Below are 22,138 nucleotides of genomic sequence, written 5' to 3' on the forward strand. Positions count from 1 at the left end.
CGGCCCTGGTGGAGGGCCGCGACGCCTGAGGGGTGCGGGGGGAGGGGCGGGGGAGGGTCAGGCGGCGATGACCACCTCGGGCTTCGGGGCCTCCGCCTTGGGGCGGAGCAGGGTCGCCGCGACCGCGAGGGCGGCGATCAGCAGTCCCGTACCGACGCCGAAGGCGAGCCGGTAGCCGCTGGTCAGGGCTTCCGCGGCGGTCCGGCCGGCCGCGTCGAGGGCGTCGGTGCGGGCGGCGGCCAGGGTGGTGAGGACGGCGACGCCGAGCGCCATGCCGATCTGCTGGGTGGTGTTGAAGAGCCCGGAGGCGAGGCCCGCGTCGGCCTCGTCGGCGCCCGACATGCCGAGCGCGGTGAGGGCCGGCAGTGCCAGGCCGAAGCCGGCGGCGAGCAGCATCACCGGGAGCAGGTCGGTGACGTACGAGGCGTGCACGGGGAGGCGGGTCAGCAGGCCCAGCACGCCGATCAGCAGGGTGATGCCGGTGAGCAGGACCGCGCGCTCGCCGAAGCGGGTGATGAGCCGGGCCGCGACGCCGAGCGAGACGGCGCCGATGACCAGGGCGGCGGGCAGCATGGCGAGGCCGGTGGCGGTGGCGCCGTACCCCTGGACCTGCTGGAGGTAGAGGGCGGTCAGGACCTGGAAGGCGAACAGCGGGGCGACCATGAGCAGCTGGACCAGGTTGGCGCCGGCGACCGAGCGGTTGCGGAGGATCCGCAGCGGCATCAGGGGGGTCGCGGCCCGACGCTGGCGGAGCAGGAAGCCGGTGATCAGGGCGAGGGCGAGCGCGCCGAGGCCGAGGGTGTGGGCGGAGCCGGCGCCGTACTCCTCGATCCGCACCACCGCGTAGATGCCGGTCATCAGGCCCGCGGTGACCAGGAGCGCGCCGAGGGCGTCGGCTCCGGCGCGGAGGCCGAGGCCCCGGTCGGCGGGGAGGGCGCGGGCGGCGAGGGCGATCGCGGCGGCGCCGATGGGCAGGTTGATGAAGAAGATCCAGTTCCAGGAGAGGGCGTCGGTGAGGAGCCCGCCGAGGACCTGGCCGAGGGAGGCGCCGGCGGCGCCGGTGAAGCTGAACACGGCGATGGCGCGGGCGCGTTCGCGCGGTTCGGTGAAGAGGGTGACGAGGATGCCGAGGCTGACGGCGGAGGACATCGCGCTGCCGGCGCCCTGGAGGAAGCGGGCGGCGATCAGGACGCCGGGGGAGCCCGCGACGGCGGCGAGGACGGAGGCCGCGGTGAAGACGGCGGTTCCGGCGAGGAACATCCGCTTGCGTCCGACCAGGTCGCCGAGGCGGCCGGCGAGCAGGAGGAAGGAGCCGAAGGCGATCAGGTAGGCGTTGACGACCCAGCTCAGCCCCGCCGGGGTGAAGCCGAGGTCGGCCTGGATCGCGGGCATGGCGACGGTGACGATGCTGCCGTCGAGGACGGTCATGAGCATGGCGCTGGCGAGCACGGTGAGCGCGAGGGAGCGGGATGGGGCACGCATGAGGATCTCTCCTGTCCGTGGAGGCGACAGGAGAGACGCTAGCAGATGGTTTTGTTGCAGACTATTTTTTACGGAACTTGATGTCGGGGTCCTGTGACGGGACGGCGGGCGTCAGGCCTTCTGGCGGGCCCTGCGGGTGGTCGTCCCCGCGCCCTCGACCGGCGCCCTCAGATGCCCCTCGGCCAGCCGTCCCAGCGCCCGGACCAGCACCTCCCGCTCCTCCTCCGGGAGCGAGCCGAGGGCGTCCGCGTGGACGCCGTCCACGATCCGCCGGCTCTCCTCGGTGACCCGGGCGCCCGCCTCGGTGACGGCGATGATCCGCGCCCGCCGGTCCGTGCTGGACGGTTGCCGCTCGGCGAGCCCGGCCTTCTCCAGGGCATCCACGGTGACGACCATCGTCGTCTTGTCCATGTCGCCGATCTCGGCCAGCTGCGCCTGGGTCCGCTCCTCCTCCAGGGCGTGGACGAGGACGCAGTGCATCCGGGCGGTGAGCCCGATCTCCGCCAGCTCCGCCGCCATGCGGGTGCGCAGGACGTGACTGGTGTGGTCGAGGAGGTAGGAGAGGTCGGGCTCGCTGCGGCGGGGGCTCATGGCGGTCATGCCCGCCAGGATAGCGAGCATCGATCCGTCGCGGATTATCGAGAACCGGACGATCTCGGGCCCGCCGATCGACGGAACGGCCGATCGACGGACCGACGAACGGCCGGGTGGCCGAGGTCAGGCCAGCGGCTGCTGGAAGACGATCTGGTTGCCCGCCGGGTCGAGGAAGGCGCACTCGCGGACGCCGTACGGCTGGTCCACCGGCTCGCGGAGGACCTCGGCGCCCGAGGCGTTGATCCGCTCGAAGGCCGCGTCGACGTCGTCCGTGGCGAAGATCGCCGCGCGCAGCAGCCCCTTGCGCATGAGGTCGACGACCGCCTGGCGGTCGGTCTCGGAGGCGCTCGGGTCGGCGAGCGGCGATTCGAGCACGACCGCCACGTCCGGCTGCGCGGGCGAGCCCACGGTCACCCAGCGCATGCCCTGGTAGCCGACGTCCTTGCGGACCTCCAGGCCGAGCGCGTCGCGGTAGAAGCCGAGCGCCTTCTCGTGGTCGTCGACGGTGATGAAGGTCTGGGAGAGGTTGATGTCCATGCGCTCCACGCTAGGGAGCGCCGCCGGGCCGCGCTTCTCCGTTCCTGACCGGTCGCGAGACCACCTTGGAGACGCAGGCGGGCAGGGCCGCGTCGGCGCCGTGCTCACGGGCCCGGTAGGCGCTCGGCGTCTCGCCCACCAACTGGGTGAAGCGCGAGCTGAACGAGCCCAGCGACGTACACCCCACCTCCATGCAGACGTCCGTCACCGACAGGTCGCCGCGCCGCAGCAGCGCCTTGGCGCGCTCGATCCGCCGGGTCATGAGATAGCTGTACGGGGTCTCCCCGAAGGCGCTGCGGAAGCTCCGCGCGAAGTGCCCGGTCGACATCAGCGCCGTGCGTGCCAGCGCCGTCACGTCGAGCGGCTGCGCGTAGTCCCGGTCCATCTGGTCCCGCGCCCTGCGCAGGCGCCGGAGGTCGTCGAGCGGTATGCGGGTGGTCACGCCCTCACCGTACCGGCGGCGTCCGGCGCGCGCGAGCACTCTTGCAAGCATCTGCTTGCAATAGTTAGCAAGCGGTGGCAGGGTACGGAGCATGGCATCGCTCAACGTCGGGAACCTCGGCAGCCTCGGCGACTACCTGCGCGAGCAGCGGCGCACCGCGCAGCTCTCGCTGCGGCAGCTCGCCGACGCCGCCGGGGTGTCGAACCCGTACCTCAGCCAGATCGAGCGCGGGCTGCGCAAGCCCAGCGCCGAGGTGCTCCAGCAGGTCGCCAAGGCGCTGCGGATCTCGGCCGAGACGCTCTACGTGCGGGCCGGGATCCTCGACGAGAAGGACCGGGAGGAGCTGGAGACGCGGGCCGTCATCCTGGCCGATCCCTCGATCAGCGAGCGGCAGAAGCAGGTGCTGCTCCAGATCTACGACTCCTTCCGCAAGGAGAACGCCGCCGAGCACGCGGCGGAGAACGCGGCGAAGAGCGCTGCGGAGAACGCGGCGAGGACCGCCGCCGAGTCGGAAGCATCCAGCTAGCACGTCCCACCGGGAGGACCACCGGCATGGCCATCATCGACGAACTGCGTACCCCCCTCTACTTCGCCGCCGGCACCGCCGAGCTCGCCGTCCGGCAGGCCCGCAAGGTGCCCGGCCTGATCGAGCAGCTCGCCGCCGAGGCGCCCGGCCGCTTCGAGGCCGTGCGGAAGACCGACCCGAAGGCCGTGCAGGAGAAGGTCCAGGAGCGGGTGCAGGCCACGGTCGCCGAGGTCGTCGGCGGTCTCGACACCGACCTCAAGAAGCTCGGCGAGACCGCGCAGGACCTGGCCCTGCGGGGCGTCGGCGTGGCCGTCGAGTACGCCGTCAAGGCGCGCGAGAAGTACGAGGAGGTCGCCGCCCACGGCGAGGAGGCCGTCCGCGCCTGGCGCGGCGAGACCGCCGAGCCGGCCGCCGAGATCACGGTCGTGGTCGAGCCCGTCTCCGAGCCCGAGCCCGTGTCCGAGCCGGTGACGGAGCCCGTGGTCGAGGTGCCCGCGCAGGAGGCGGCCGAGCCGGAGGCCGGGAAGGCGCCCGCCCGCAAGCCCGCCGCCCGCAAGGCCCCCGCGAAGAAGACCGCCGCCAAGTCGGCGGACCGGGCGGCCGTCCCGGCCGGCGAGGCCGAATAGCGGACCCGGGCACGATTCCTGGGGCCCGGAGCGTTGAAACGGGTACCTTGACCGCGAGGCGTACGTACCCCATGACCCACTAGGCGGTGTTCAGCATGCTGATGGACCGGTTCGACAACACCCTCAACCTGCTGATGTTCCTGGTCTTCACCGGCCTCGCCGTCGCCTCGTTCGTCATCGCGGCGCTGGTCCGCGAGGACGCCTACCGGGCCGCGGACAAGCAGACCAAGAAGTTCTGGCTGATCCTGCTCGGCGTCAACCTCGCCCTGAACCTGCTCCTGCCCAGCTTCTTCTTCCTGCTGATCGCGGGCCTCGTCGCCGCCATCGTCTTCATGGTGGACGTGCGGCCCGCGCTCAAGCAGGTCATGGGCGGTGGCGGCGGCGGCCGGCGCGGCGGCTCCAGCAGCGACGGGCCGTACGGCCCCTACAACGGCGGCCGGTAGCGGCCGCACCGCGCGGGGCGCGTCAGCGCACGCGGGGCACGCGGGGCACGGATCGGGCGGGGCCCGGGGAGTTCATCCCCGGGCCCTGTCCCGTTCCAGGGCCAGCAGTGCCACGTCGTCCGTCAGCTCGCCGCCGTTCAGCGTCCGGGCCTCGGCCATCGCCGCCTCCAGGAGCGCCTCGCCGCGCAGCCCGCCGGCCAGCTGCCGGTTGATCATCTCGACCATGCCGTCCTGCCCGAGCCGCGCCGAGCCGGGGCCCGCCGTCCGGCCCTCGATCAGGCCGTCGGTGTAGAGGAGCAGGCTCCACGCCCCGCCCAGCTCGACCTGCCGGCGCGGCCAGCGGGCGCGCGGCAGCAGACCCAGGGCCGGGCCCCCGTCCTCGTACGGCAGGAGCCGCGCGGTGCCGCCCCGCTGGGCGATCAGCGGGGCCGGGTGCCCGGCCAGGCAGAGCCCGGCCCGGCGCCCGTCGGGCGCGATGTCGACCGTGCAGAGCGTCGCGAAGATCTCCTCGCTCTCCCGCTCGTGCTCCAGGACCTGCTGGAGGGTGGAGAGCAGCTCGTCCCCGCAGAGCCCGGCGAAGGTCAGGGCGCGCCAGGCGATCCGCAGCTCGACGCCGAGCGCGGCCTCGTCCGGGCCGTGGCCGCAGACGTCGCCGATCATGGCGTGGACGGTGCCGTCCGGGGTGCGGACGACGTCGTAGAAGTCGCCGCCGAGCAGCGCGCGGGACCGGCCGGGCCGGTAGCTGGCCGCGAAGCGCAGGTCGGAGCCCTCCAGGAGCGGGGTGGGCAGCAGGCCGCGCTCCAGCCGGGCGTTCTCCTGGGCGCGCAGCCGCGACTCGGCGAGCTTCACCTTGGCGGCGTCGTTGCGCTTGCGCTCGACCGCGTACCGGATGGCGCGGCTCAGCAGCCGGCCGTCCAGCTCCTCGCGGAAGAGGTGGTCCTGGGCCCCGACCCGTACCGCCTCGGCGGCCAGCTCCGCGTCGGCGGAGGGGGCCAGGGCGAGGACGGCGTGCCGGGGCGCGAGGCGCAGGATGTGCCGCAGCGGGGCGAGCGGGTCCGCGTCGGCCGTGCCGCGGGGCACGGGCAGCGAGAGGTCGACGAGCACGCAGTGCACGTCGTCGGTGAGCAGCCGCTCGGCCTCGGTGAGGTTGCGGGCGGTGCGGATGCGGACCCGGGTGCCGCTCGCGCCGGCGGCGTCGAGCAGTTCGGGCACGGCGAGGGCACCCGCCGGGTCGTCCTCGACGACCAGGAGGGTGAGGTCGGTGCGGTCGCGGTCGGTTCCTGTGCCTGTGCCGGTTCCTGTGTCTGTCACAGCGGTGGCTTCCATGGCGGTGGCGTCCATGGCGGTGGTGTCGCCTTGCCCCGCAGCAGAGACGATTCTCTGGCGCGGTACGGATACGGGCATCGGTCCGGGTTTCCTTCCCTCCCCCGAGGGTGCGCCGGGCGCCGGGTGGCGGCCCGCCCGTCCGGGACCATAGCGGCAGTGCGGCGCGCAGCGGAATGGCGATCACTCCGCGGGCGGCCGGCTCTTCCTTGGCATATGCCGCGGAAGGGGAGGTAGTTGCGCCCCGAGCGGGCACGGGCGGCTCCCGGACCCATGAGAAAGGTCACTCGGGCCGGATGTGTCAGGTCGCACCGGACCGGACAGGGCCGGGTCCGTGGCGACGGGCGGCCAGGCTGGGAGGTCGCACCGGACCGGGCCGGGCCGGACGGGGCAGGGCAGGGGGCGTGGTGGCCGGACGGCCCCGCCCGGGGTCAGGACGGGCGGACGATGCCGAGGATCTCCATCGAGCCGGCGCCCGCGACGGTGACGTTCCGCCCGGGGCGGGGCGCGTGGACCATCTTCCCGTCGCCGATGTACATGCCGATGTGGCTGGCGTCCTGGTAGTAGACGATCAGGTCGCCGGGGCGCATGTCCTCCGGCTGGACGCGGGGGAGCAGCCGCCACTGCTCCTGCGAGGTGCGGGGGATCCTCTTGCCGGCGGCGGCCCAGGCGGACTGGGTCAGGCCGGAGCAGTCGAAGGAGTCGGGGCCCTCGGCGCCCCACACGTACGGCTTGCCGACCTGGGCGAGCGCGGACTCGATCGCCTTGCGGCCCTCGGGCGTGGCCTCGGTGGTGAGCTCGGCGAGTATGCCGGAGCCGAGCCACTTCGTCTGGGCCTGCTGCCGGGCCAGCTCCTCCAGCCGGCGCAGCCGCTCGCGCTCCTCGGCGGCGAGCTCGCTCTCCAGCTTCTTCGCGGCGGCGATCTTGCCGTTGATCTCCTTCTTCGCCTCGGCCTGCCGGACCCGGTCGGCCTCCAGCCGGGTCCAGTTGTCGCCGGCCTCGGTGGCGTAGGTGTTCAGCTCGGCCTGGGCGCGGGAGAGTTCGGCGATGAGGTCGGTGGTGGCCTTGGCGCCCTCGCGGAGCCGGCCGGCGGTGTCGAGGAAGAGCTGCGGGTCGCCGGTGAGGACGAGCTGGGCGCTGTCGGGGATGCCGCCGTTGCGGTACTGGGCGCGGGCGGTGGCGCCGGCCTGGGCCTTGAGGGTGTCGATCCGCTTCCGGCCGCTCTCGATCATGCGGGCGAGCCGGACGATCTCGGCGGACTGCTTCTCGGCGCGCTCCTCGGCGAGGTTGTACGCGTCGGTGGCGGCGGCCGCCTGCCGGTACAGCCCGTCGATCTCGGTGCGGACCTGTTCGAGGGTCTTCTTCGGCGGGGGCGGCGGCAGCGGGGCGGCGGCGGCCTGGAGGGTCAGCGCGGGCGTGGCCAGCAGGGCCAGGGCGCAGGCCACGGTGACCGCGGCGGCGGCGTACGGACGTCGGCGTCCTCGGTTCACGTGTTCCCCCTCGTGACCGGGTACCCCCTCGGCCACTATCTGATTTACCGTCAGTAACTTGTGGTGGTCCTGGCGATAGTGCCACGCAGAACCGGAAAACGACAGGTCCCCCGCCAGAGTGACGGCGGATGGGCGGGTGGCGTTCCCGCCGTAGGGGGATGTGGGCGTGTCGTGGGGCGCCGGAGGTCTCCAGGACACCGGCCGGTCACCCGAGCACGGGCGTCTTCTCCTCCCGCCGCTGGCGTCGTCGCCTGCCGGCCGCCGCGGTCGCCTGTCGCCTGTCGGCCGTGGCCCGCCGCCTGTTGTCCGCCGGTCCTCACGTCTCCCGGGGCGCGAGCGCGTCCCAGCGGACCGTCACCTCGCCCTGCCGCCACCGCTTCGGGCCGTCCACGACCGGCCAGTCGCCCGCCAGGTCGCGGACGGAGCGGATCCAGCGCTGCCGGGCGCCCAGCGAGGCGTACGGGGCGGCCGCCGCCCAGGCCCGGTCGAAGTCCCGCAGGAAGGCGTGGACCGGCTCGCCCGGCACATTCCGGTGGATCAGCGCCTTCGGCAGCCGCTCGGCGAGGTCCGAAGGCCGCTCCAGGGAGCCCAGCCGGGTCGCGAAGGTGACCGTGCGCGGCCCGCCCCGGTCCAGCGCCACCCACACGTGCCGGCGCCCGATCTCGTCGCAGGTCCCCTCGACGAGCAGCCCGCCGGGCGCGAGCCGCCGGCACAGCCGCTCCCAGACCGCCGCGACCTGCTCCTCGTCGTACTGGCGCAGCACGTTCGCGGCCCGGATCAGCGCGGGCGCGCCGGGCACCGGCACCTCGAAGCCGCCGTGCACGAAGGACAGGCCCCCGCCCTCGTACGGCTTCGCGGCCTCGACCCGCGCCGGCTCGATCTCGATCCCGTACAGCAGGGTGCGGGGCTCCGCGGTGCGCAGCCGGGCGAGCAGTTCGACGGCGGTCCAGGGGGCGGCCCCGTACCCGAGGTCGACGGCGACGGGCGGCTCGGGGGAGCGGCGCAGGGCGGGGCCGTGGACGGCGGCGATCCAGCGGTCCATGCGGCGCAGCCGGTTCGGGTTGGTGGTCCCGCGGGTCGGGGTGCCGACGGGGCGGGTGGTGCGCGGGGCCATGCGACGAGGGTACGGGGCGCCCGCACGCGCGCGTACGGGGTGGCAGGAGCTCAGGGGGCGTACGCGCACGTGCGGACGAGGCGGGCAATGAATTGGCAAAGTGCGCCGGTGGTGGAAATGAAAGGGGTCCCTCCGGTGTTGTGCGGTGCCGGAGGACGTGTGCGCCCTCCCTCAGGCGTGTCCGGCGGACCCGGGCGTGCCGGTGCGGCCGCCCCCCGGCCGAAGACAGCCCCGCCAGGCACCTCTCGCGGAAGGACCGCCGACGTGAGCCAGTACGTGTCCCGGTTCGCCGGCACCCGGCACCGGCACCCGGCAGCCCCCTCCCGGCTGCGGCTTCCCGGCCGCCACCGCACCCCCCGCCGGGTCGCCATGCTCTCCGTGCACACCTCCCCGCTCCACCAGCCGGGCACCGGCGACGCGGGCGGCATGAACGTCTACATCGTCGAGCTCGCCAAGCGGCTCGCCGCCATCGACATCGAGGTCGAGATCTTCACCCGGGCCACCACCGGCGGCCTCGCCCCCGTCGTCGAGCTGGCCCCCGGGGTCCTGGTGCGGCACGTCGACGCCGGCCCGTACGAGGGACTGGCCAAGGAGGAGCTGCCGGCCCAGCTCTGCGCCTTCACGCACGGCGTGATGCAGGCGTGGGCGGGCCACCGCCCCGGCCACTACGACCTCGTCCACTCGCACTACTGGCTCTCCGGCCACGTCGGCTGGCTCGCCGCCGAGCGGTGGGGCGTCCCGCTCGTGCACGCCATGCACACCATGGCCAAGGTCAAGAACGCCTCGCTCGCCGAGGGCGACACCCCGGAGCCCGCGGCCCGGGTCATCGGCGAGACGCAGATCGTCGCCGCCGCGGACCGGCTGATCGCCAACACCACCGAGGAGGCCGACGAGCTGGCCCGCTTCTACGAGGCGGACCCCGGCAAGATCGCGGTCGTCCACCCCGGGGTCAACCTCGACCGCTTCCGGCCCGCCGACGGCCGGGCCGCCGCGCGCGCCCGCCTCGGCCTGCCGCACGACGCCTTCGTCCCCGTCTTCGCCGGCCGCATCCAGCCCCTCAAGGCCCCGGACATCCTGCTGCGGGCCGCCGCCCTGATGGTCGACCGCGACCCCTCGCTGCGCTCCCGGATGGTGGTGCCGGTGGTCGGCGGCCCCAGCGGCAGCGGCCTCGCCAAGCCGGAGCAGCTGCAGAAGCTCGCCGCCAAGCTGGGCATCGCCGATCTGGTGCGCTTCCACCCGCCGGTGGGCCAGGAGCGGCTCGCCGACTGGTTCCGGGCCGCGTCGGTCCTCGTCATGCCCTCGTACAGTGAGTCCTTCGGGCTGGTCGCGATCGAGGCGCAGGCGGCCGGCACGCCGGTCGTCGCCGCCGCGGTGGGCGGTCTGCCGGTGGCCGTACGGGACGAGCGGACCGGCTTCCTGGTGCAGGGCCACGACCCCGTCGACTACGCGCGCGTGCTGGATCGTTTCGCCGCCGATCCGGAGCTCACCGCGCGGATGGGCGACGCGGCCGCCCGGCACGCGGAGTCCTTCGGCTGGGACACGGCCGCCTCGGGCACCGCCGACGTGTACACGGCCGCCATGCACGACCACCGGCAGCGCGCGCACCACCGTCGCGTACGCTCCCACCATGGCTGACGCTCAGGACGCTCAGGACGCGCGGGACACCCGGCGGATCGTCGAGGACACGCTCACCGAGGCGGAGCTGGAGTGGGAGAGCCCCGACCCCGGCTCGTACGTGGTCAAGCTCCCCGGCACCCGCAAGCTGTCCACGACCCTGTCGCTGCGGATCGGCCGGCACTCCCTCTCGCTCAACGCCTTCGTCGTCCGCCACCCCGACGAGAACGAGGCCGGCGTCCACCGCTGGCTCCTCGAACGGAACCTGAAGCTGTACGGGGTGGGGTACGCGATCGACCAGCTCGGCGACATCTACCTCGCCGGCAAGCTGCCGCTGGCCGCCGTCACGCCGGAGGAGCTGGACCGGCTGCTCGGCTCGGTCCTGGAGGCGGCGGACGGCGACTTCAACACGCTGCTCGAACTCGGCTTCGCGTCGGCCATCCGGCGGGAGTACGCCTGGCGGGTCTCCCGCGGGGAGTCGACGCGGAACCTGGACGCGTTCAGGAGCTTGACGCGGGCTCCGGCTTCGCCGGAACAGGGCTGACGGCCGCGTCGGCGGCGGCCAGCTCCTCGGCCGCGGGCTCCTCCTCGCACAGCGCCCTGCGCAGCCGCAGGGTGTAGCCGACGGCGGCGAGGAGGCCGAGCGCGAAGCAGCCGGCCCACAGCACGTCCGAGCCCGGCCCGTCGACGACCACGCCGGCCACGACCGGCGCGACGAAGGCGGCGACCGCCCACGACATGCCCATCACGCCCTGGTAGCGGCCGCGGGCGTGCTCCGGGGCGAGCCGGGCGGTGGCGGCGGCGTTCGTCGGCACGTGGACCATCTCGCCGACCGTCCACACCACGACGGTCGCGGCGAAGGCCACGGCCGAACCGGCCAGCGCGGTGGCGCCGGTGCCGACGGCGAACAGCAGCGAGGCCACGGTCAGCAGGACCACCGGCGAACGCCGGTCGGTCACCTTGTTCACCAGCAGCTGGAAGGCGACGATCACGATGCCGTTGACGGCGATCACCATGCCGTACGACGACGGCGACAGGCCCTGCTCGGCCATGGTCAGCGGCAGACCGATCCAGGGCGCGGTGAAGACCACGCAGACCAGCAGGTTGAGGAGGACGAGGGTCCGGAAGGGCGCGTCGCGCAGCACGTCCAGCATGGACACCCGCTCGTCGTCCTCCTTCTCCCCGGACTTCGGCTCCGCCCGCTCGGGCCGGGTCTCCGGCAGCCGCAGGAAGACGATCACCGCGCACAGGGTGGTGGCGACGGCGTCGACGACGAAGAGGGTGCGGTAGCCGAGGAAGGCGGCGGCGCCGCCCGCGATGGAGGCGACGGCGAAGCCCAGGTTGAGCGCCCAGTAGTTGAGGGCGTAGGCGCGGCGCACGTCGTCGGCGGGGACCATGTCCGCGATCGTCGCGTTGATGGAGGGCCGGACCGCCTGCATGGCGACGCCCATCAGCAGGACGACGAGGGCCACGCCCCAGGCGCTGGTGACGAAGACCAGCGCGGCGGCGCACGCGGCGGCCGCCAGGTGCATGGTGACCATGGTGGGCCGGCGGCCCCAGTGGTCGGTGAGGGCCCCGCCGAGCGGGGAGCCGGCGACGCCGCCGAGACCGTGGAGGGCGACGACGAGACCGGCGAACCAGGCGGAGTGCCCGAGCTCGGTCGTCAGATAGAGGGACAGGAACGTCAGGACGAAGGCCCCGGTCCGGTTCACCAGGGTCGACAGCCACAGCCACCAGAAGCCCTGCGGAAGACCGGAGACGGTGGCGACCGCCGATCGTCTGAGCGAGTCGATGGACATGTGTGGGCGCCCCCTGCGTGCTGTAAGTCCCTCCAACGGCTCTCGAAACTTACGCATCTCGGCTGGCGGACGCCAGCGAATTGACGACGCGCGTCAATCGTCAGCGGTCCATTAGGCTCGTACGCATGGCCGACGCACCGTACAAGCTGATCCTCCTCCGCCACGGCGAGAGCGAGTGGAACGAGAAGAATCTGTTCACCGGATGGGTGGACGTGAACCTCACCGCGAAGGGTGAGAAGGAGGCGACGCGCGGCGGCGAGCTGCTCAAGGACGCCGGCCTGCTCCCCGACGTGCTGCACACCTCCCTCCAGAAGCGCGCCATCCGCACCGCACAGCTCGCGCTGGAGGCCGCGGACCGCCACTGGATCCCGGTCCACCGCTCCTGGCGCCTGAACGAGCGTCACTACGGCGCCCTCCAGGGCAAGGACAAGGCCCAGACCCTCGCCGAGTTCGGCGAGGAGCAGTTCATGCTCTGGCGCCGCTCGTACGACACCCCGCCGCCGCCGCTCGCCGACGACAGCGAGTACTCGCAGGCCGGCGACGCCCGCTACGCGACGATCCCGCCGGAGCTGCGCCCGCAGACCGAGTGCCTCAAGGACGTCGTCGAGCGCATGCTCCCGTACTGGTACGACGGCATCGTCCCGGACCTCCTGGCCGGCCGCACGGTCCTGGTCGCCGCCCACGGCAACAGCCTCCGCGCCCTGGTGAAGCACCTCGACGGCATCTCCGACGCCGACATCGCGGGCCTCAACATCCCCACCGGCATCCCGCTCTCCTACGAGCTGGACGCCGACTTCAAGCCCCTGAACCCCGGCGGCACCTACCTCGACCCGGAGGCCGCCGCGGCCGCCATCGAGGCCGTCAAGAACCAGGGCAAGAAGAAGTAGCCTTCGCGCTTTCGCGGGAGCCCCCGGCCCGGGTGGGTCGGGGGCTCCCGGCGTCGGTGCTCCTCGTCAGTGCTCCTCGCGGCCGCCCGCGGCCTCGTCGCAGGCTCCGTCGCGGAAGTCGTCGAGGGTGGTCGTGCGGATCTCGTCGTCCAGGGTGTAGCGGACCTGGCCGGGCTTCAGGTGGGCCAGGTCCTCGGGGGTGAAGCGGACCGGGGACGCCTTCCAGGTGTCGTCGTCGGTCCAGCCCGCCAGCTGGTAGGTGCGGCCCTTCTCCAGGAGGGCCGTCTCCATCTCCGGCGTCCACTCCTCGGCCTCCGGGGCGCCCGCGGTGTGCATCAGTGGCCAGGTGGTGAAGCCGGTGACCGGGCCGTCGTGCCGCCAGTCGCCGGTGATCTCCCGGGACTCCGCCTTCGAGGCGTCGTCGGGGTGGAGCGTCGCGCCGTCGACGTGGTCGTGGCACATCAGGATCACGCCGAGCGGCGTGCCGTCCTCCGCCACGGACACGCCCGCCAGTCCGGCGGGTGCCGGCGAGCAGCCCGTGAGCAGCAGTGCGGCGGCTCCGGCCGCCGCCGCTGTCAGGAGGGTCGCTCGCGCGGTGGGCATGGCCGCAATTCTGTCGGGCGGAGCCGCCGATGCCCAGGGGTGACCGACGGTAATCCGAGGTGAACGGGGGAGGAGGCCCGCTACGGTCCCCTCCATGACACGATCACCGCGCCTGGAGCGGGTCACCCCCGCCACCGTGGACGCCGCCCTCGCCCTGCGCGTCCACCCCCATCAGGAGAAGAACGTCGCACCCGTCACGAAGTCGCTGGCCGAGGCGTACGCGTACGGGGAGACCGCCTGGCCCCGGCTGGTCTTCGACGGCGACCGGCTCGTCGGCTTCGTCATGGCCTTCCTCGACATCGCCTGGCGCGGCGAGGAGGACCCGACCGACCGGCGCAGCGGGCTGTGGCGGCTGAACATCGCCGCCGACGCCCAGGGCGCCGGCTACGGCCGCTTCGCCGTCGAGGCCGTCGCCGAGGAGCTGCGCCGGCGCGGAGCCACCCGCATGTACGTCACCTGGGAGCCCGGCGCGGACGGACCCGGCGCGTTCTACCGCCGGCTCGGGTTCCGTACCACCGGCGAGGAGAGCGGCGGCCAGACCGTCGGCGTCCTGGAGCTGTGAGGAGAAGGGGGGAGGGCCGGACGGGACCCTCCCCCCTCACGTCAGCCCGAGCAGCCGCTCACGTCAGCCCGAGCAGCCGCCGCACTGGCACGGCGCCCCCGACTGGCAGCCGCAGCCGCAGCCGGAGCCGCAGCCGCAGGCACCCAGGACGGGCAGGTGCGTCCGCTCGCGCGGGGCCTCCGCCGGGGCGTCGGTCGTGATGGGGGAATCGGCCATGGGGTCCCTCCCTCGCGGGACGCGGATCGTCCCTCGTCCCCCATTGCATGCCCACCCGGACCGGCGCATCAACGGCGCACGGAAGCCCCGTGCGCCCGTACGCCCCCCTGTACGCCCTACGCGCCCTCGACCGGGGTGTCCTGCGGCTGCAGCTCGTCCGCGTGCTCACCCGTCACCAGGTAGACCACGCGCTTCGCCACCGACACCGCGTGGTCGGCGAACCGCTCGTAGTACCGGCCCAGCAGCGTCACGTCCACGGCCGTCTCGATGCCGTGCTTCCACCGGTCGTCCATCAGGTGCTGGAAGAGCGCCCGGTGCAGCAGGTCCATCTCGTCGTCGTCCTGCTCCAGCTGCATCGCCAGGTCGACGTCCTTGGTGATGATCACCTCGGCCGCCTTCGCCATCAGGCGCTGCGCCAGCTGGCCCATCTGGAGGATGGTCGCGTGCAGGTCGTTCGGGACCGCGCGGTCCGGGAAGCGCAGCCGGGTCAGCTTGGCCACGTGCTGCGCCAGGTCGCCCGAGCGCTCCAGGTCGGCGCTCATCCGCAGCGAGGTGACCACGATCCGCAGGTCCGTCGCCACCGGCTGCTGCCGGGCGAGCAGCGCTATCGCCCGCGCCTCCAGGTCGTGCTGGAGGTCGTCGACCTTCTGGTCCGCGGCGATCACGCTCTCCGCGAGCTTCAGGTCCGCGTCGAGCATCGCCGTGGTGGCGCGCCCGATCGCCGATCCGACCAGGCGGGCCATCTCGACCAGGCCCTCGCCGATCGAATCAAGTTCCTCGTGGTACGCGTCCCGCATGGATGTCCCTCTCTCCGGGAGTGCCTCTTCTTCAGGGGGTCGCTCTGGACCCTCACGCTCCCACGTTCGGCCCCCTGTGCGTCCGGCTCCATCCCCTCGTGTGAACCACCTCTGGCCTGAAGGTGAACTCTGGGCGACGCGGGCCCCTGCCCCTCCCAGGACAAATGAACCGGCCCCGTCCCCAGGGTGAACTCTGAGCGACGAGTGTTCGAGCAGCCACTCGGACGGCTGGGAGAGTGTCCGTGACCACGCATAACCTGGATGGCATGGACGTGAACGCGGCGGTCGCCGCATTGGCCGCGATCGCCGGCGTGTGTACCGGCGTGATCGCCATGCTGGCGTTCCGCTGGAGCGAGCGCGACCAGGCGCGACCCACCCGTACCTCTCTGCACACCGACGCCGTGCTGCCGCCCGGCGTCGACACCGTGCTCTCCGTGCTGCGCTCCTCCGCCGTCGTGCTCGACGAGAGCGACTCCGTGGTGAAGGCGAGCTCGGCGGCGTACGCCCTCGGGCTCGTCCGCGGCGGGAAGCTGGCCGTGGAGCCGATGCTCAACATGGCCCGCGACACCCGCAGGGACGGGGAGATACGACAGGTCGAGCTGGACCTGCCCCGGCGCGGCGGCGGACGCGGCGAGGCCCTCGCCGTCTCCGCGCGGGTCGCCCCGCTCGGCTCGCGGCTCGTGCTGCTCCTGGTCGAGGACCTGACGGAGGCGCGCCGCATCGAAGCGGTACGGCGCGACTTCGTCGCGAACGTGAGCCACGAGCTGAAGACCCCGGTCGGGGCGCTCTCGCTGCTCTCCGAGGCTGTCATGGACGCCTCGGACGACCCCGAGGCGGTCATGCGCTTCGCGGGCCGGATGCAGATCGAGGCGACCCGGCTGACCAACCTGGTCCAGGAGCTCATCGACCTCTCGCGGGTGCAGAACGACGACCCGCTGGAGGACTCCGAGCCGGTGTCCGTGGACGAGCTGGTCGCCGAGGCGATCGACCGCTCGCGGCACCCGGCCTCCACCAAGCAGATCACGATGGCCTCCGGCGGCGCGGCCGACCTGTACGTCTGGGGCAGCCGCGGCCAGCTCGCCGCGGCCCTGGGCAACCTGGTCGAGAACGCCGTCAACTACTCGCCGGCCCGGACCCGCGTGGGCATCGCCGCCCGCCGGGTCGCGGCCCCCGGCGGGGACCTCATCGAGATAGCCGTGACCGACCAGGGCATCGGCATCCCGGAGAAGGACCGCGAGCGGATCTTCGAGCGCTTCTACCGCGTCGACCCGGCACGCTCGCGTGCCACCGGCGGTACGGGGCTCGGGCTCGCGATCGTCAAGCACGTGGCCGCCTCGCACGGCGGAGAGGTCACGGTGTGGAGCACCGAGGGTCAGGGCTCCACCTTCACCCTGCGGCTGCCCGAGGCGGGCTCCGCACGGGACCGCCGGACCGCCGCCTCCTCCCTCACCCCCGATCTCATGACCGAACCGCTTCCTGCACCGGAGGTCCTTCCGTGACCCGAGTCCTTGTCGTCGAGGATGAGGAATCCTTCAGCGACGCCCTGTCGTACATGCTCCGCAAGGAGGGCTTCGAGGTCGCCGTGGCGGCGACCGGCCCCGACGGACTCGACGAGTTCGAGCGCAACGGAGCGGACCTCGTCCTCCTCGACCTGATGCTGCCGGGCCTGCCCGGCACGGAGGTCTGCCGGCAGCTGCGGGGCCGTTCCAACGTCCCGGTCATCATGGTGACCGCGAAGGACAGCGAGATCGACAAGGTCGTCGGGCTGGAGATAGGAGCCGACGACTACGTGACGAAGCCCTTCTCCTCCCGCGAGCTGGTCGCCCGCATCCGCGCGGTGCTCCGCCGGCGCGGCGAGCCGGAGGAGGTCACCCCGGCGGCCCTGGAGGCCGGCCCGGTCCGCATGGACGTCGACCGCCACGTGGTGACGGTCGCCGGCGCCAAGATCGACCTCCCCCTGAAGGAGTTCGACCTCCTGGAGATGCTGCTCCGCAACGCGGGCCGCGTCCTCACCCGCATGCAGCTCATCGACCGCGTCTGGGGCGCCGACTACGTGGGCGACACCAAGACCCTCGACGTCCACGTCAAGCGCCTCCGCGCCAAGATCGAGCCGGACCCGGGCGCCCCCCGCTACCTGGTCACGGTCCGGGGCCTGGGCTACAAGTTCGAGCCGTAGGATCCACGCCCGCCCGCGAGGCGGGAAGCAGGTGTGCGTACGACGAGAGGGGCGTCCCGGAACGGGGCGCCCCTCTCGGCGTCGTACGAGCGGTGGCTCAGTGGCCGGCGGTCGGGCTGGCCTCGCCGCCCTCGGTGCCGTGTCCGGCGCCGTGCTCGCCGGCCTCGGCCGTCGGCTCGGCGGAGGGGGTGGAGCCGGGCGGGAGCGGCACCTCGGACGGGCCGAACTCCTTGAAGTAGCTCGTCGACGGGACGACGAACGCCTCCAGGGAGACGTCACCGGTCTCGCTGAGCTTGAAGGTGACCTTCTGCGCGTCGCCGTTCTTGGCGGCCTCGTGGCCGTTCTCGATGGTCGCGGAGGCGTTGCCCGCGCCGCCGATGACGACGGAGCCGCCGGCGGGGACGACCACCGGGCCGGCGCCCTTCGCGGACTTGAGGACGACCGCCGCGTTGCTGCCGGGCAGGCTGATCGACTCCAGCGTCTGCGGGGCGCGGCCGTTGTTGAAGACGGTGGCCGAGACGACGGCCGGGCCCTTGGCGCCGGGCGTCGGCTGGGTGATGACGAGCGCGTTCTGGATCTTGACGTCGTCCACCGTGACGGCGGCGTTGTCCGGCCGGATGCCGAGCGTCTGGGCGTCGTTGCCCGCACCGCAGGCGGACAGCGCGGCGATCGAGAACACGATGGCGGTGGCGGCGAGGGCGCCGCGTCGAAGGCTGCGGCTCACGGCGGCGGCAACTCCTAGGACGTACGGACGGAAGAGGGACTAAGGACCAGCTAAAGGTGCGTCAGCGCGCTTAGGTTACCGAGCCTGACTCTCCGTCCCGCACCCGACCCGCCCCTTAGCGCCCGAGCCCTGCCCGCGCCCTGCCCGAGCCCTGCCCCCGCCCCGCCCGAGGTCCCGGCCGCCGCGGCCCCCGCGCGGTGCGGCGCCGTGGCCGGAACACATCCCATTGGCCCGGCGTTCACATAACCGACGTGATCAATTCCGGCGGTCGCGTCGCATTCCGCATCCCTTCCCTTACGGAAAAGCACGGACGGGTCGCCCGCTGATCAATTCCGGATTCTCGGCGTGATCCCTCCGTACGGGTGGTCGATCCTCGAACGGAGTACGTGAACGGGGCCACTCCTGACCGGACGAACCCGGACATACCGCCCGCTCGGGCGGGTCCCGGATGTGTGTAACGTGCGCGTTTCTCTCTGTCGACGCAGCCGCTCCGACCTGCGAATACCGCCTTCCGGAAGCCCTCCGCAGCACGCGGGCGACACACTTGTCAAGCCCCGAGATATGCCCTGACCTGCGGAAACGCCATTCAGAAGAAGCAGTTTCCGTGTTACCCTGGATAGCCACGGAAGGGGTACCTGTCACATGACGTTCAAGGTTGGCGACACCGTGGTCTATCCCCATCACGGGGCCGCGCTGATCGAGGCCATCGAAACTCGCCAGATCAAAGGCGTGGACAAGACCTACTTGGTGCTCAAGGTCGCGCAGGGCGACCTGACGGTTCGCGTGCCGGCGGACAACGCGGAGTTCGTAGGCGTGCGCGACGTTGTCGGGCAGGACGGGCTGGACCGGGTCTTCGAGGTGCTGCGCGCGCCGTACGCCGAGGAGCCGACGAACTGGTCCCGCCGCTACAAGGCGAACCTCGAGAAGCTCGCCTCCGGCGATGTCATCAAGGTCGCCGAAGTGGTCCGCGACCTCTGGCGCCGCGAGCGCGAGCGCGGTCTCTCCGCAGGTGAGAAGCGCATGCTCGCCAAGGCTCGGCAGATCCTGGTGAGCGAGCTGGCGCTCGCGGAGAACACGAACGAGGACAAGGCCGAGGCCCTCCTCGACGAGGTGCTCGCGTCCTGACGCCTGGCGCACACCATGCCCAGCAGTAATGCCGCGGTGCCCGCCGACGAGCTGTGAATCACCGATTCCACAGTCCCGTCGCCGGGCACTGCGGCATGTTCGTCTCTCTTCTTTCCTCCCCATCAAGCCCCGGACCTGCGGCTCTCGCATGGCGACGCCCCGACCGTCGTCACGGAAAGGGCCCGGTCGAGGCGTCGTCTCAAAGCCTGCTGACGCCATACCCACGTCGCCCGCGGAAACAAACCTGCCGGAGTGCAACCGATGTCAGACGAAGCGCGTCCTAGCCGTACCGCCGTGGTGATCCCGGCCGCCGGGCGGGGCGTACGCCTCGGTCCGGGCGCCCCCAAAGCGCTGCGCGCGCTGAACGGCACCCCCATGCTCATCCACGCCGTCCGCGCCATGGCCGCCTCCCGCGCGGTCCAGCTCGTCGTCGTGGTCGCCCCCGCCGACGGCGTCGCCGAGGTCAAACACCTCCTCGACGACCACGCCCTCCCCGAGCGCACCGACTACCTCGTCGTCGCCGGCGGCGACACCCGCCAGGAGTCCGTCCACCTCGGCCTCAAGGCGCTCCCCGACGGCATCACCACCGTCCTCGTCCACGACGCGGCCCGCCCCCTCGTCCCCGTCGACACCGTCGACGCCGTCATCGAGGCCGTCCGCGACGGCGCCGTCGCCGTCGTCCCCGCGCTGCCCGTCGCCGACACCGTCAAGGAGGTCGAGCCCGCCGGGACCCCCGGCGACCCCGAGCAGGTCGTCGCCACCCCGGTCCGCGCCCGCCTCCGCGCCGTCCAGACCCCCCAGGGCTTCGACCACGACACCCTGGTCAACGCCCACGCCACCATCGCCCTCGCCGGCGAGGGCGCCACCGACGACGCCGGCATGGTCGAACGGCTCGGCGCGCCCGTCGTCGTCGTGCCCGGCCACGAAGAGGCGTTCAAGGTGACCCGCCCCCTCGACCTCGTCCTCGCCGAGGCCGTACTCGCCCGCAGGAGGGCCAACGATGGCTTCTGAGTCCCCCGTCATCCCCCGCACCGGCATCGGCACCGACGTCCACGCCTTCGAGCAGGGCCGCGAACTCTGGTGCGCGGGCCTCCTCTGGGAGGGCGAGGAATACGGCCTCGCCGGGCACTCCGACGGCGACGTCGCCGCCCACGCCGCCTGCGACGCGCTCTTCTCCGCCGCCGGCATCGGCGACCTCGGCGCCCACTTCGGCACCTCCCGCCCCGAGTACGCCGGCGCCTCCGGCACCACCCTCCTCGCCGAGGCCGCCCGGATCGTCCGCGCCGAGGGATACGAGATCGGCAACATCGCCGTCCAGGTCGTCGGCGTCCGCCCCAAGATCGGCAAGCGGCGCGACGAGGCCCAGAAGGCGCTCAGTGAAGCGGCCGGCGCCCCCGTCTCCGTCTCCGGCACCACCACCGACGGACTCGGCCTCACCGGCCGCGCCGAGGGCCTCGCCGCCCTCGCGACCGCCCTCGTGTACCCCGTATCGCCCCAGGAGCAGTGAAAAACGTGCCCCGGCGCCGGGAATCGGTCACGGGGCACCACCACACGCCCACTACCCTGGAGTGGTGACTATTCGCCTGTACGACACCAGCGCCCGGCAGATCCGTGACTTCACCCCGCTCACGCCGGGCCGCGTCTCGATCTACCTCTGTGGCGCCACCGTCCAGGCGGCCCCGCACATCGGCCACATCCGGTCGGGGCTGAACTTCGACATCATGCGCCGCTGGTTCGCCCACCGCGGCTACGACGTCACCTTCATCCGCAACGTCACCGACATCGACGACAAGATCATCGCCAAGGGCAAGGACCAGAACCGCCCCTGGTGGTCGATCGGCTACGAGAACGAGCGCGCGTTCAACGCCGGCTACGACGCCCTGGGCTGCCTCCCGCCCACCTACGAGCCCCGCGCCACCGGCCACGTGCCCGAGATGATCGAGATGATGCGGGGCCTCATCGAGCGCGGCCACGCCTACGAGGCCGACGGCAGCGTCTACTTCGACGTCCGCTCCTTCCCCGGCTACCTGGAGCTCTCCAACCAGGACCTGGACGACCTCCGCCAGCCCGACGAGGGCGTCTCCGGCAAGCGCGACCCCCGCGACTTCGCCATGTGGAAGGCGACCAAGCCCGGCGAGCCCGACTGGGAGACCCCGTGGGGCCGCGGCCGCCCCGGCTGGCACCTGGAGTGCTCGGCCATGGCCCACAAGTACCTCGGCTCCGCCTTCGACATCCACGGCGGCGGCCTCGACCTGATCTTCCCGCACCACGAGAACGAGATCGCCCAGGCCAAGGCCTTCGGCGACGAGTTCGCCCGCTACTGGGTCCACAACGCCTGGGTCACCATGAGCGGCGAGAAGATGTCGAAGTCGCTCGGCAACTCGGTCCTCGTGAGCGAGATGGTGAAGAACTGGCGCCCCATCGTCCTGCGCTACTACCTCGGCACCCCGCACTACCGCTCGATGATCGAGTACAGCGAGGAGTCCCTGCGCGAGGCCGAGGCCGCCTTCGCCCGCATCGAGGGCTTCGTCCAGCGCGCCACCGAGAAGGCCGGCCGGACCGTCCCGCCCGCCACCGAGGTCCCGCCCGCCTTCGCCGAGGCCATGGACGACGACCTGGGCGTCCCGCACGCGCTCGCGATCATCCACACCACCGTCCGCCAGGGCAACAGCGCGCTGGCCGCCGACGACAAGGACGAGGCCATCGCCCGCCTCGCCGAGGTCCGCGCCATGCTCGGCGTCCTCGGCCTCGACCCCCTCGACCCCCACTGGGCCGACGAGACCGGCGGCGGCGAAGAGCTCCACGGCGTCGTCGACACCCTCGTCCGCCTCGTGCTCCAGCAGCGGGAAGCCGCCCGCGAGCGCAAGGACTGGGCCACCGCGGACGCCATCCGCGACCAGCTCACCCAGTCCGGCCTCGCCATCGAGGACAGCCCCGACGGCCCCCGCTGGACCATCGCCAACCGATAGAACACCCCGAAGACGTGGGGGGGGCGCGGCCCCGCCGGGCCCCCCGCCCACACCCACAACAGGGCCCCCACCGCGAGAGGCTCACGCGA

25 protein-coding genes are annotated in these 22,138 nt (G+C 72.8%); 13 read left to right on the top strand and 12 right to left on the bottom strand.

Features of this window, described 5'->3' with window-relative positions:
* Positions 1-57: 57 nt before the first annotated feature.
* From ACFW1I_RS20960 to ACFW1I_RS20975, 4 genes are all read right to left on the bottom strand, one after another.
* Positions 58-1,482 carry an MFS transporter gene (locus tag ACFW1I_RS20960; protein WP_384672038.1) on the bottom strand — a complete coding sequence of 475 codons (1,425 nt, stop codon included), beginning with the start codon at positions 1,480-1,482 and terminating at the stop codon, positions 58-60.
* Between the two features lie 111 nt (positions 1,483-1,593).
* Positions 1,594-2,082 carry a MarR family winged helix-turn-helix transcriptional regulator gene (locus ACFW1I_RS20965; protein ID WP_384672041.1) on the bottom strand — a complete coding sequence of 163 codons (489 nt, stop codon included), beginning with the start codon at positions 2,080-2,082 and terminating at the stop codon, positions 1,594-1,596.
* A 117-nt stretch (positions 2,083-2,199) separates the two neighbouring features.
* Positions 2,200-2,613, bottom strand: a complete 414-nt coding sequence (locus ACFW1I_RS20970) for a VOC family protein (RefSeq protein ID WP_384672044.1) — start codon at positions 2,611-2,613, stop codon at positions 2,200-2,202.
* A 10-nt stretch (positions 2,614-2,623) separates the two neighbouring features.
* On the bottom strand, positions 2,624-3,043 hold the full coding sequence (locus ACFW1I_RS20975; protein ID WP_384672135.1) for a helix-turn-helix transcriptional regulator: 420 nt from the start codon (positions 3,041-3,043) through the stop codon (positions 2,624-2,626).
* 103 nt (positions 3,044-3,146) lie between these two features.
* Here ACFW1I_RS20975 and ACFW1I_RS20980 point away from each other — a divergent pair, with 103 nt between their 5' ends.
* From ACFW1I_RS20980 to ACFW1I_RS20990, 3 genes are all read left to right on the top strand, one after another.
* A complete protein-coding gene (locus ACFW1I_RS20980; protein WP_384672047.1) occupies positions 3,147-3,581 on the top strand; it encodes a helix-turn-helix domain-containing protein in 435 nt (144 codons plus the stop codon).
* A 26-nt stretch (positions 3,582-3,607) separates the two neighbouring features.
* The gene (locus ACFW1I_RS20985; protein ID WP_384672050.1) at positions 3,608-4,207 is read left to right on the top strand and encodes a hypothetical protein; all 600 of its coding nucleotides are present in this window, start codon (positions 3,608-3,610) and stop codon (positions 4,205-4,207) included.
* A 95-nt stretch (positions 4,208-4,302) separates the two neighbouring features.
* The gene (locus ACFW1I_RS20990; RefSeq protein ID WP_384672138.1) at positions 4,303-4,650 is read left to right on the top strand and encodes a DUF2516 family protein; all 348 of its coding nucleotides are present in this window, start codon (positions 4,303-4,305) and stop codon (positions 4,648-4,650) included.
* A gap of 72 nt (positions 4,651-4,722) precedes the next feature.
* Here ACFW1I_RS20990 and ACFW1I_RS20995 read toward each other — a convergent pair whose 3' ends face one another.
* The 3 genes from ACFW1I_RS20995 to ACFW1I_RS21005 all read right to left on the bottom strand — a co-directional run bounded on the left by ACFW1I_RS20995 (position 4,723) and on the right by ACFW1I_RS21005 (position 8,577).
* Positions 4,723-5,976 carry a PP2C family protein-serine/threonine phosphatase gene (locus tag ACFW1I_RS20995; protein WP_384672053.1) on the bottom strand — a complete coding sequence of 418 codons (1,254 nt, stop codon included), beginning with the start codon at positions 5,974-5,976 and terminating at the stop codon, positions 4,723-4,725.
* A 428-nt stretch (positions 5,977-6,404) separates the two neighbouring features.
* The gene (locus ACFW1I_RS21000; protein ID WP_384672056.1) at positions 6,405-7,463 is read right to left on the bottom strand and encodes a C40 family peptidase; all 1,059 of its coding nucleotides are present in this window, start codon (positions 7,461-7,463) and stop codon (positions 6,405-6,407) included.
* Between the two features lie 316 nt (positions 7,464-7,779).
* Positions 7,780-8,577 carry a class I SAM-dependent methyltransferase gene (locus tag ACFW1I_RS21005; RefSeq protein WP_384672059.1) on the bottom strand — a complete coding sequence of 266 codons (798 nt, stop codon included), beginning with the start codon at positions 8,575-8,577 and terminating at the stop codon, positions 7,780-7,782.
* Between the two features lie 264 nt (positions 8,578-8,841).
* On the opposite strand from ACFW1I_RS21005, the gene mshA reads away from it, so the two are divergent.
* A complete protein-coding gene (gene mshA / locus ACFW1I_RS21010) occupies positions 8,842-10,212 on the top strand; it encodes a D-inositol-3-phosphate glycosyltransferase (RefSeq protein WP_384672061.1) in 1,371 nt (456 codons plus the stop codon).
* On the top strand, positions 10,205-10,735 hold the full coding sequence (locus ACFW1I_RS21015; RefSeq protein WP_384672064.1) for a YbjN domain-containing protein: 531 nt from the start codon (positions 10,205-10,207) through the stop codon (positions 10,733-10,735). The genes mshA and ACFW1I_RS21015 overlap by 8 nt, the downstream gene beginning before the upstream one ends.
* Here ACFW1I_RS21015 and ACFW1I_RS21020 read toward each other — a convergent pair.
* A complete protein-coding gene (locus tag ACFW1I_RS21020; RefSeq protein ID WP_384672066.1) occupies positions 10,692-11,990 on the bottom strand; it encodes an MDR family MFS transporter in 1,299 nt (432 codons plus the stop codon). The genes ACFW1I_RS21015 and ACFW1I_RS21020 overlap by 44 nt on opposite strands.
* 125 nt (positions 11,991-12,115) lie before the next feature.
* On the opposite strand from ACFW1I_RS21020, the gene ACFW1I_RS21025 reads away from it, so the two are divergent.
* Positions 12,116-12,877, top strand: a complete 762-nt coding sequence (locus ACFW1I_RS21025) for a phosphoglyceromutase (protein WP_384672069.1) — start codon at positions 12,116-12,118, stop codon at positions 12,875-12,877.
* Between the two features lie 66 nt (positions 12,878-12,943).
* On the opposite strand, the gene ACFW1I_RS21030 is transcribed toward ACFW1I_RS21025, so the two are convergent.
* A complete protein-coding gene (locus ACFW1I_RS21030; protein ID WP_384672072.1) occupies positions 12,944-13,480 on the bottom strand; it encodes a hypothetical protein in 537 nt (178 codons plus the stop codon).
* A gap of 94 nt (positions 13,481-13,574) precedes the next feature.
* Here ACFW1I_RS21030 and ACFW1I_RS21035 point away from each other — a divergent pair, with 94 nt between their 5' ends.
* Positions 13,575-14,042, top strand: a complete 468-nt coding sequence (locus tag ACFW1I_RS21035; protein ID WP_384672075.1) for a GNAT family N-acetyltransferase — start codon at positions 13,575-13,577, stop codon at positions 14,040-14,042.
* A 63-nt stretch (positions 14,043-14,105) separates the two neighbouring features.
* Here ACFW1I_RS21035 and ACFW1I_RS21040 read toward each other — a convergent pair whose 3' ends face one another.
* Positions 14,106-14,258, bottom strand: coding sequence for a hypothetical protein (locus ACFW1I_RS21040; RefSeq protein ID WP_384672077.1), 153 nt, complete (start codon positions 14,256-14,258; stop codon positions 14,106-14,108).
* 116 nt (positions 14,259-14,374) lie between these two features.
* Positions 14,375-15,055 carry a phosphate signaling complex protein PhoU gene (gene phoU / locus ACFW1I_RS21045; protein ID WP_031009786.1) on the bottom strand — a complete coding sequence of 227 codons (681 nt, stop codon included), beginning with the start codon at positions 15,053-15,055 and terminating at the stop codon, positions 14,375-14,377.
* A gap of 266 nt (positions 15,056-15,321) precedes the next feature.
* On the opposite strand from phoU, the gene ACFW1I_RS21050 reads away from it, so the two are divergent.
* Together ACFW1I_RS21050 and ACFW1I_RS21055 are read left to right on the top strand one after the other, a co-directional pair.
* Entirely contained in the window at positions 15,322-16,554 is a 1,233-nt protein-coding gene (locus ACFW1I_RS21050; protein WP_030495563.1) for a cell wall metabolism sensor histidine kinase WalK, read from the top strand.
* Entirely contained in the window at positions 16,551-17,231 is a 681-nt protein-coding gene (locus tag ACFW1I_RS21055) for a response regulator (protein ID WP_030495564.1), read from the top strand. The genes ACFW1I_RS21050 and ACFW1I_RS21055 overlap by 4 nt, the downstream gene beginning before the upstream one ends.
* 97 nt (positions 17,232-17,328) lie before the next feature.
* On the opposite strand, the gene ACFW1I_RS21060 is transcribed toward ACFW1I_RS21055, so the two are convergent.
* Complete coding sequence (locus ACFW1I_RS21060; protein ID WP_384672080.1) at positions 17,329-17,955, bottom strand: DUF461 domain-containing protein; 627 nt, start codon at positions 17,953-17,955, stop codon at positions 17,329-17,331.
* Positions 17,956-18,597: 642 nt separating this feature from the next.
* Between ACFW1I_RS21060 and ACFW1I_RS21065 the strand changes: the two genes are divergently transcribed.
* The 4 genes from ACFW1I_RS21065 (at position 18,598) to cysS (ending at position 22,049) form a co-directional block, all read left to right on the top strand.
* Entirely contained in the window at positions 18,598-19,080 is a 483-nt protein-coding gene (locus ACFW1I_RS21065) for a CarD family transcriptional regulator (RefSeq protein ID WP_003953493.1), read from the top strand.
* Positions 19,081-19,341: 261 nt separating this feature from the next.
* A complete protein-coding gene (ispD, locus tag ACFW1I_RS21070; RefSeq protein WP_031009791.1) occupies positions 19,342-20,091 on the top strand; it encodes a 2-C-methyl-D-erythritol 4-phosphate cytidylyltransferase in 750 nt (249 codons plus the stop codon).
* Entirely contained in the window at positions 20,081-20,587 is a 507-nt protein-coding gene (gene ispF / locus ACFW1I_RS21075) for a 2-C-methyl-D-erythritol 2,4-cyclodiphosphate synthase (protein ID WP_384672083.1), read from the top strand. Before ispD ends, ispF begins: the two co-directional genes overlap by 11 nt.
* A gap of 64 nt (positions 20,588-20,651) precedes the next feature.
* A complete protein-coding gene (cysS, locus tag ACFW1I_RS21080; protein WP_384672085.1) occupies positions 20,652-22,049 on the top strand; it encodes a cysteine--tRNA ligase in 1,398 nt (465 codons plus the stop codon).
* The last annotated feature ends 89 nt before the right edge of the window (positions 22,050-22,138 follow it).

Source organism: Streptomyces sp. NPDC058955, assembly GCF_042741435.1.
Classification (GTDB): domain Bacteria; phylum Actinomycetota; class Actinomycetes; order Streptomycetales; family Streptomycetaceae; genus Streptomyces.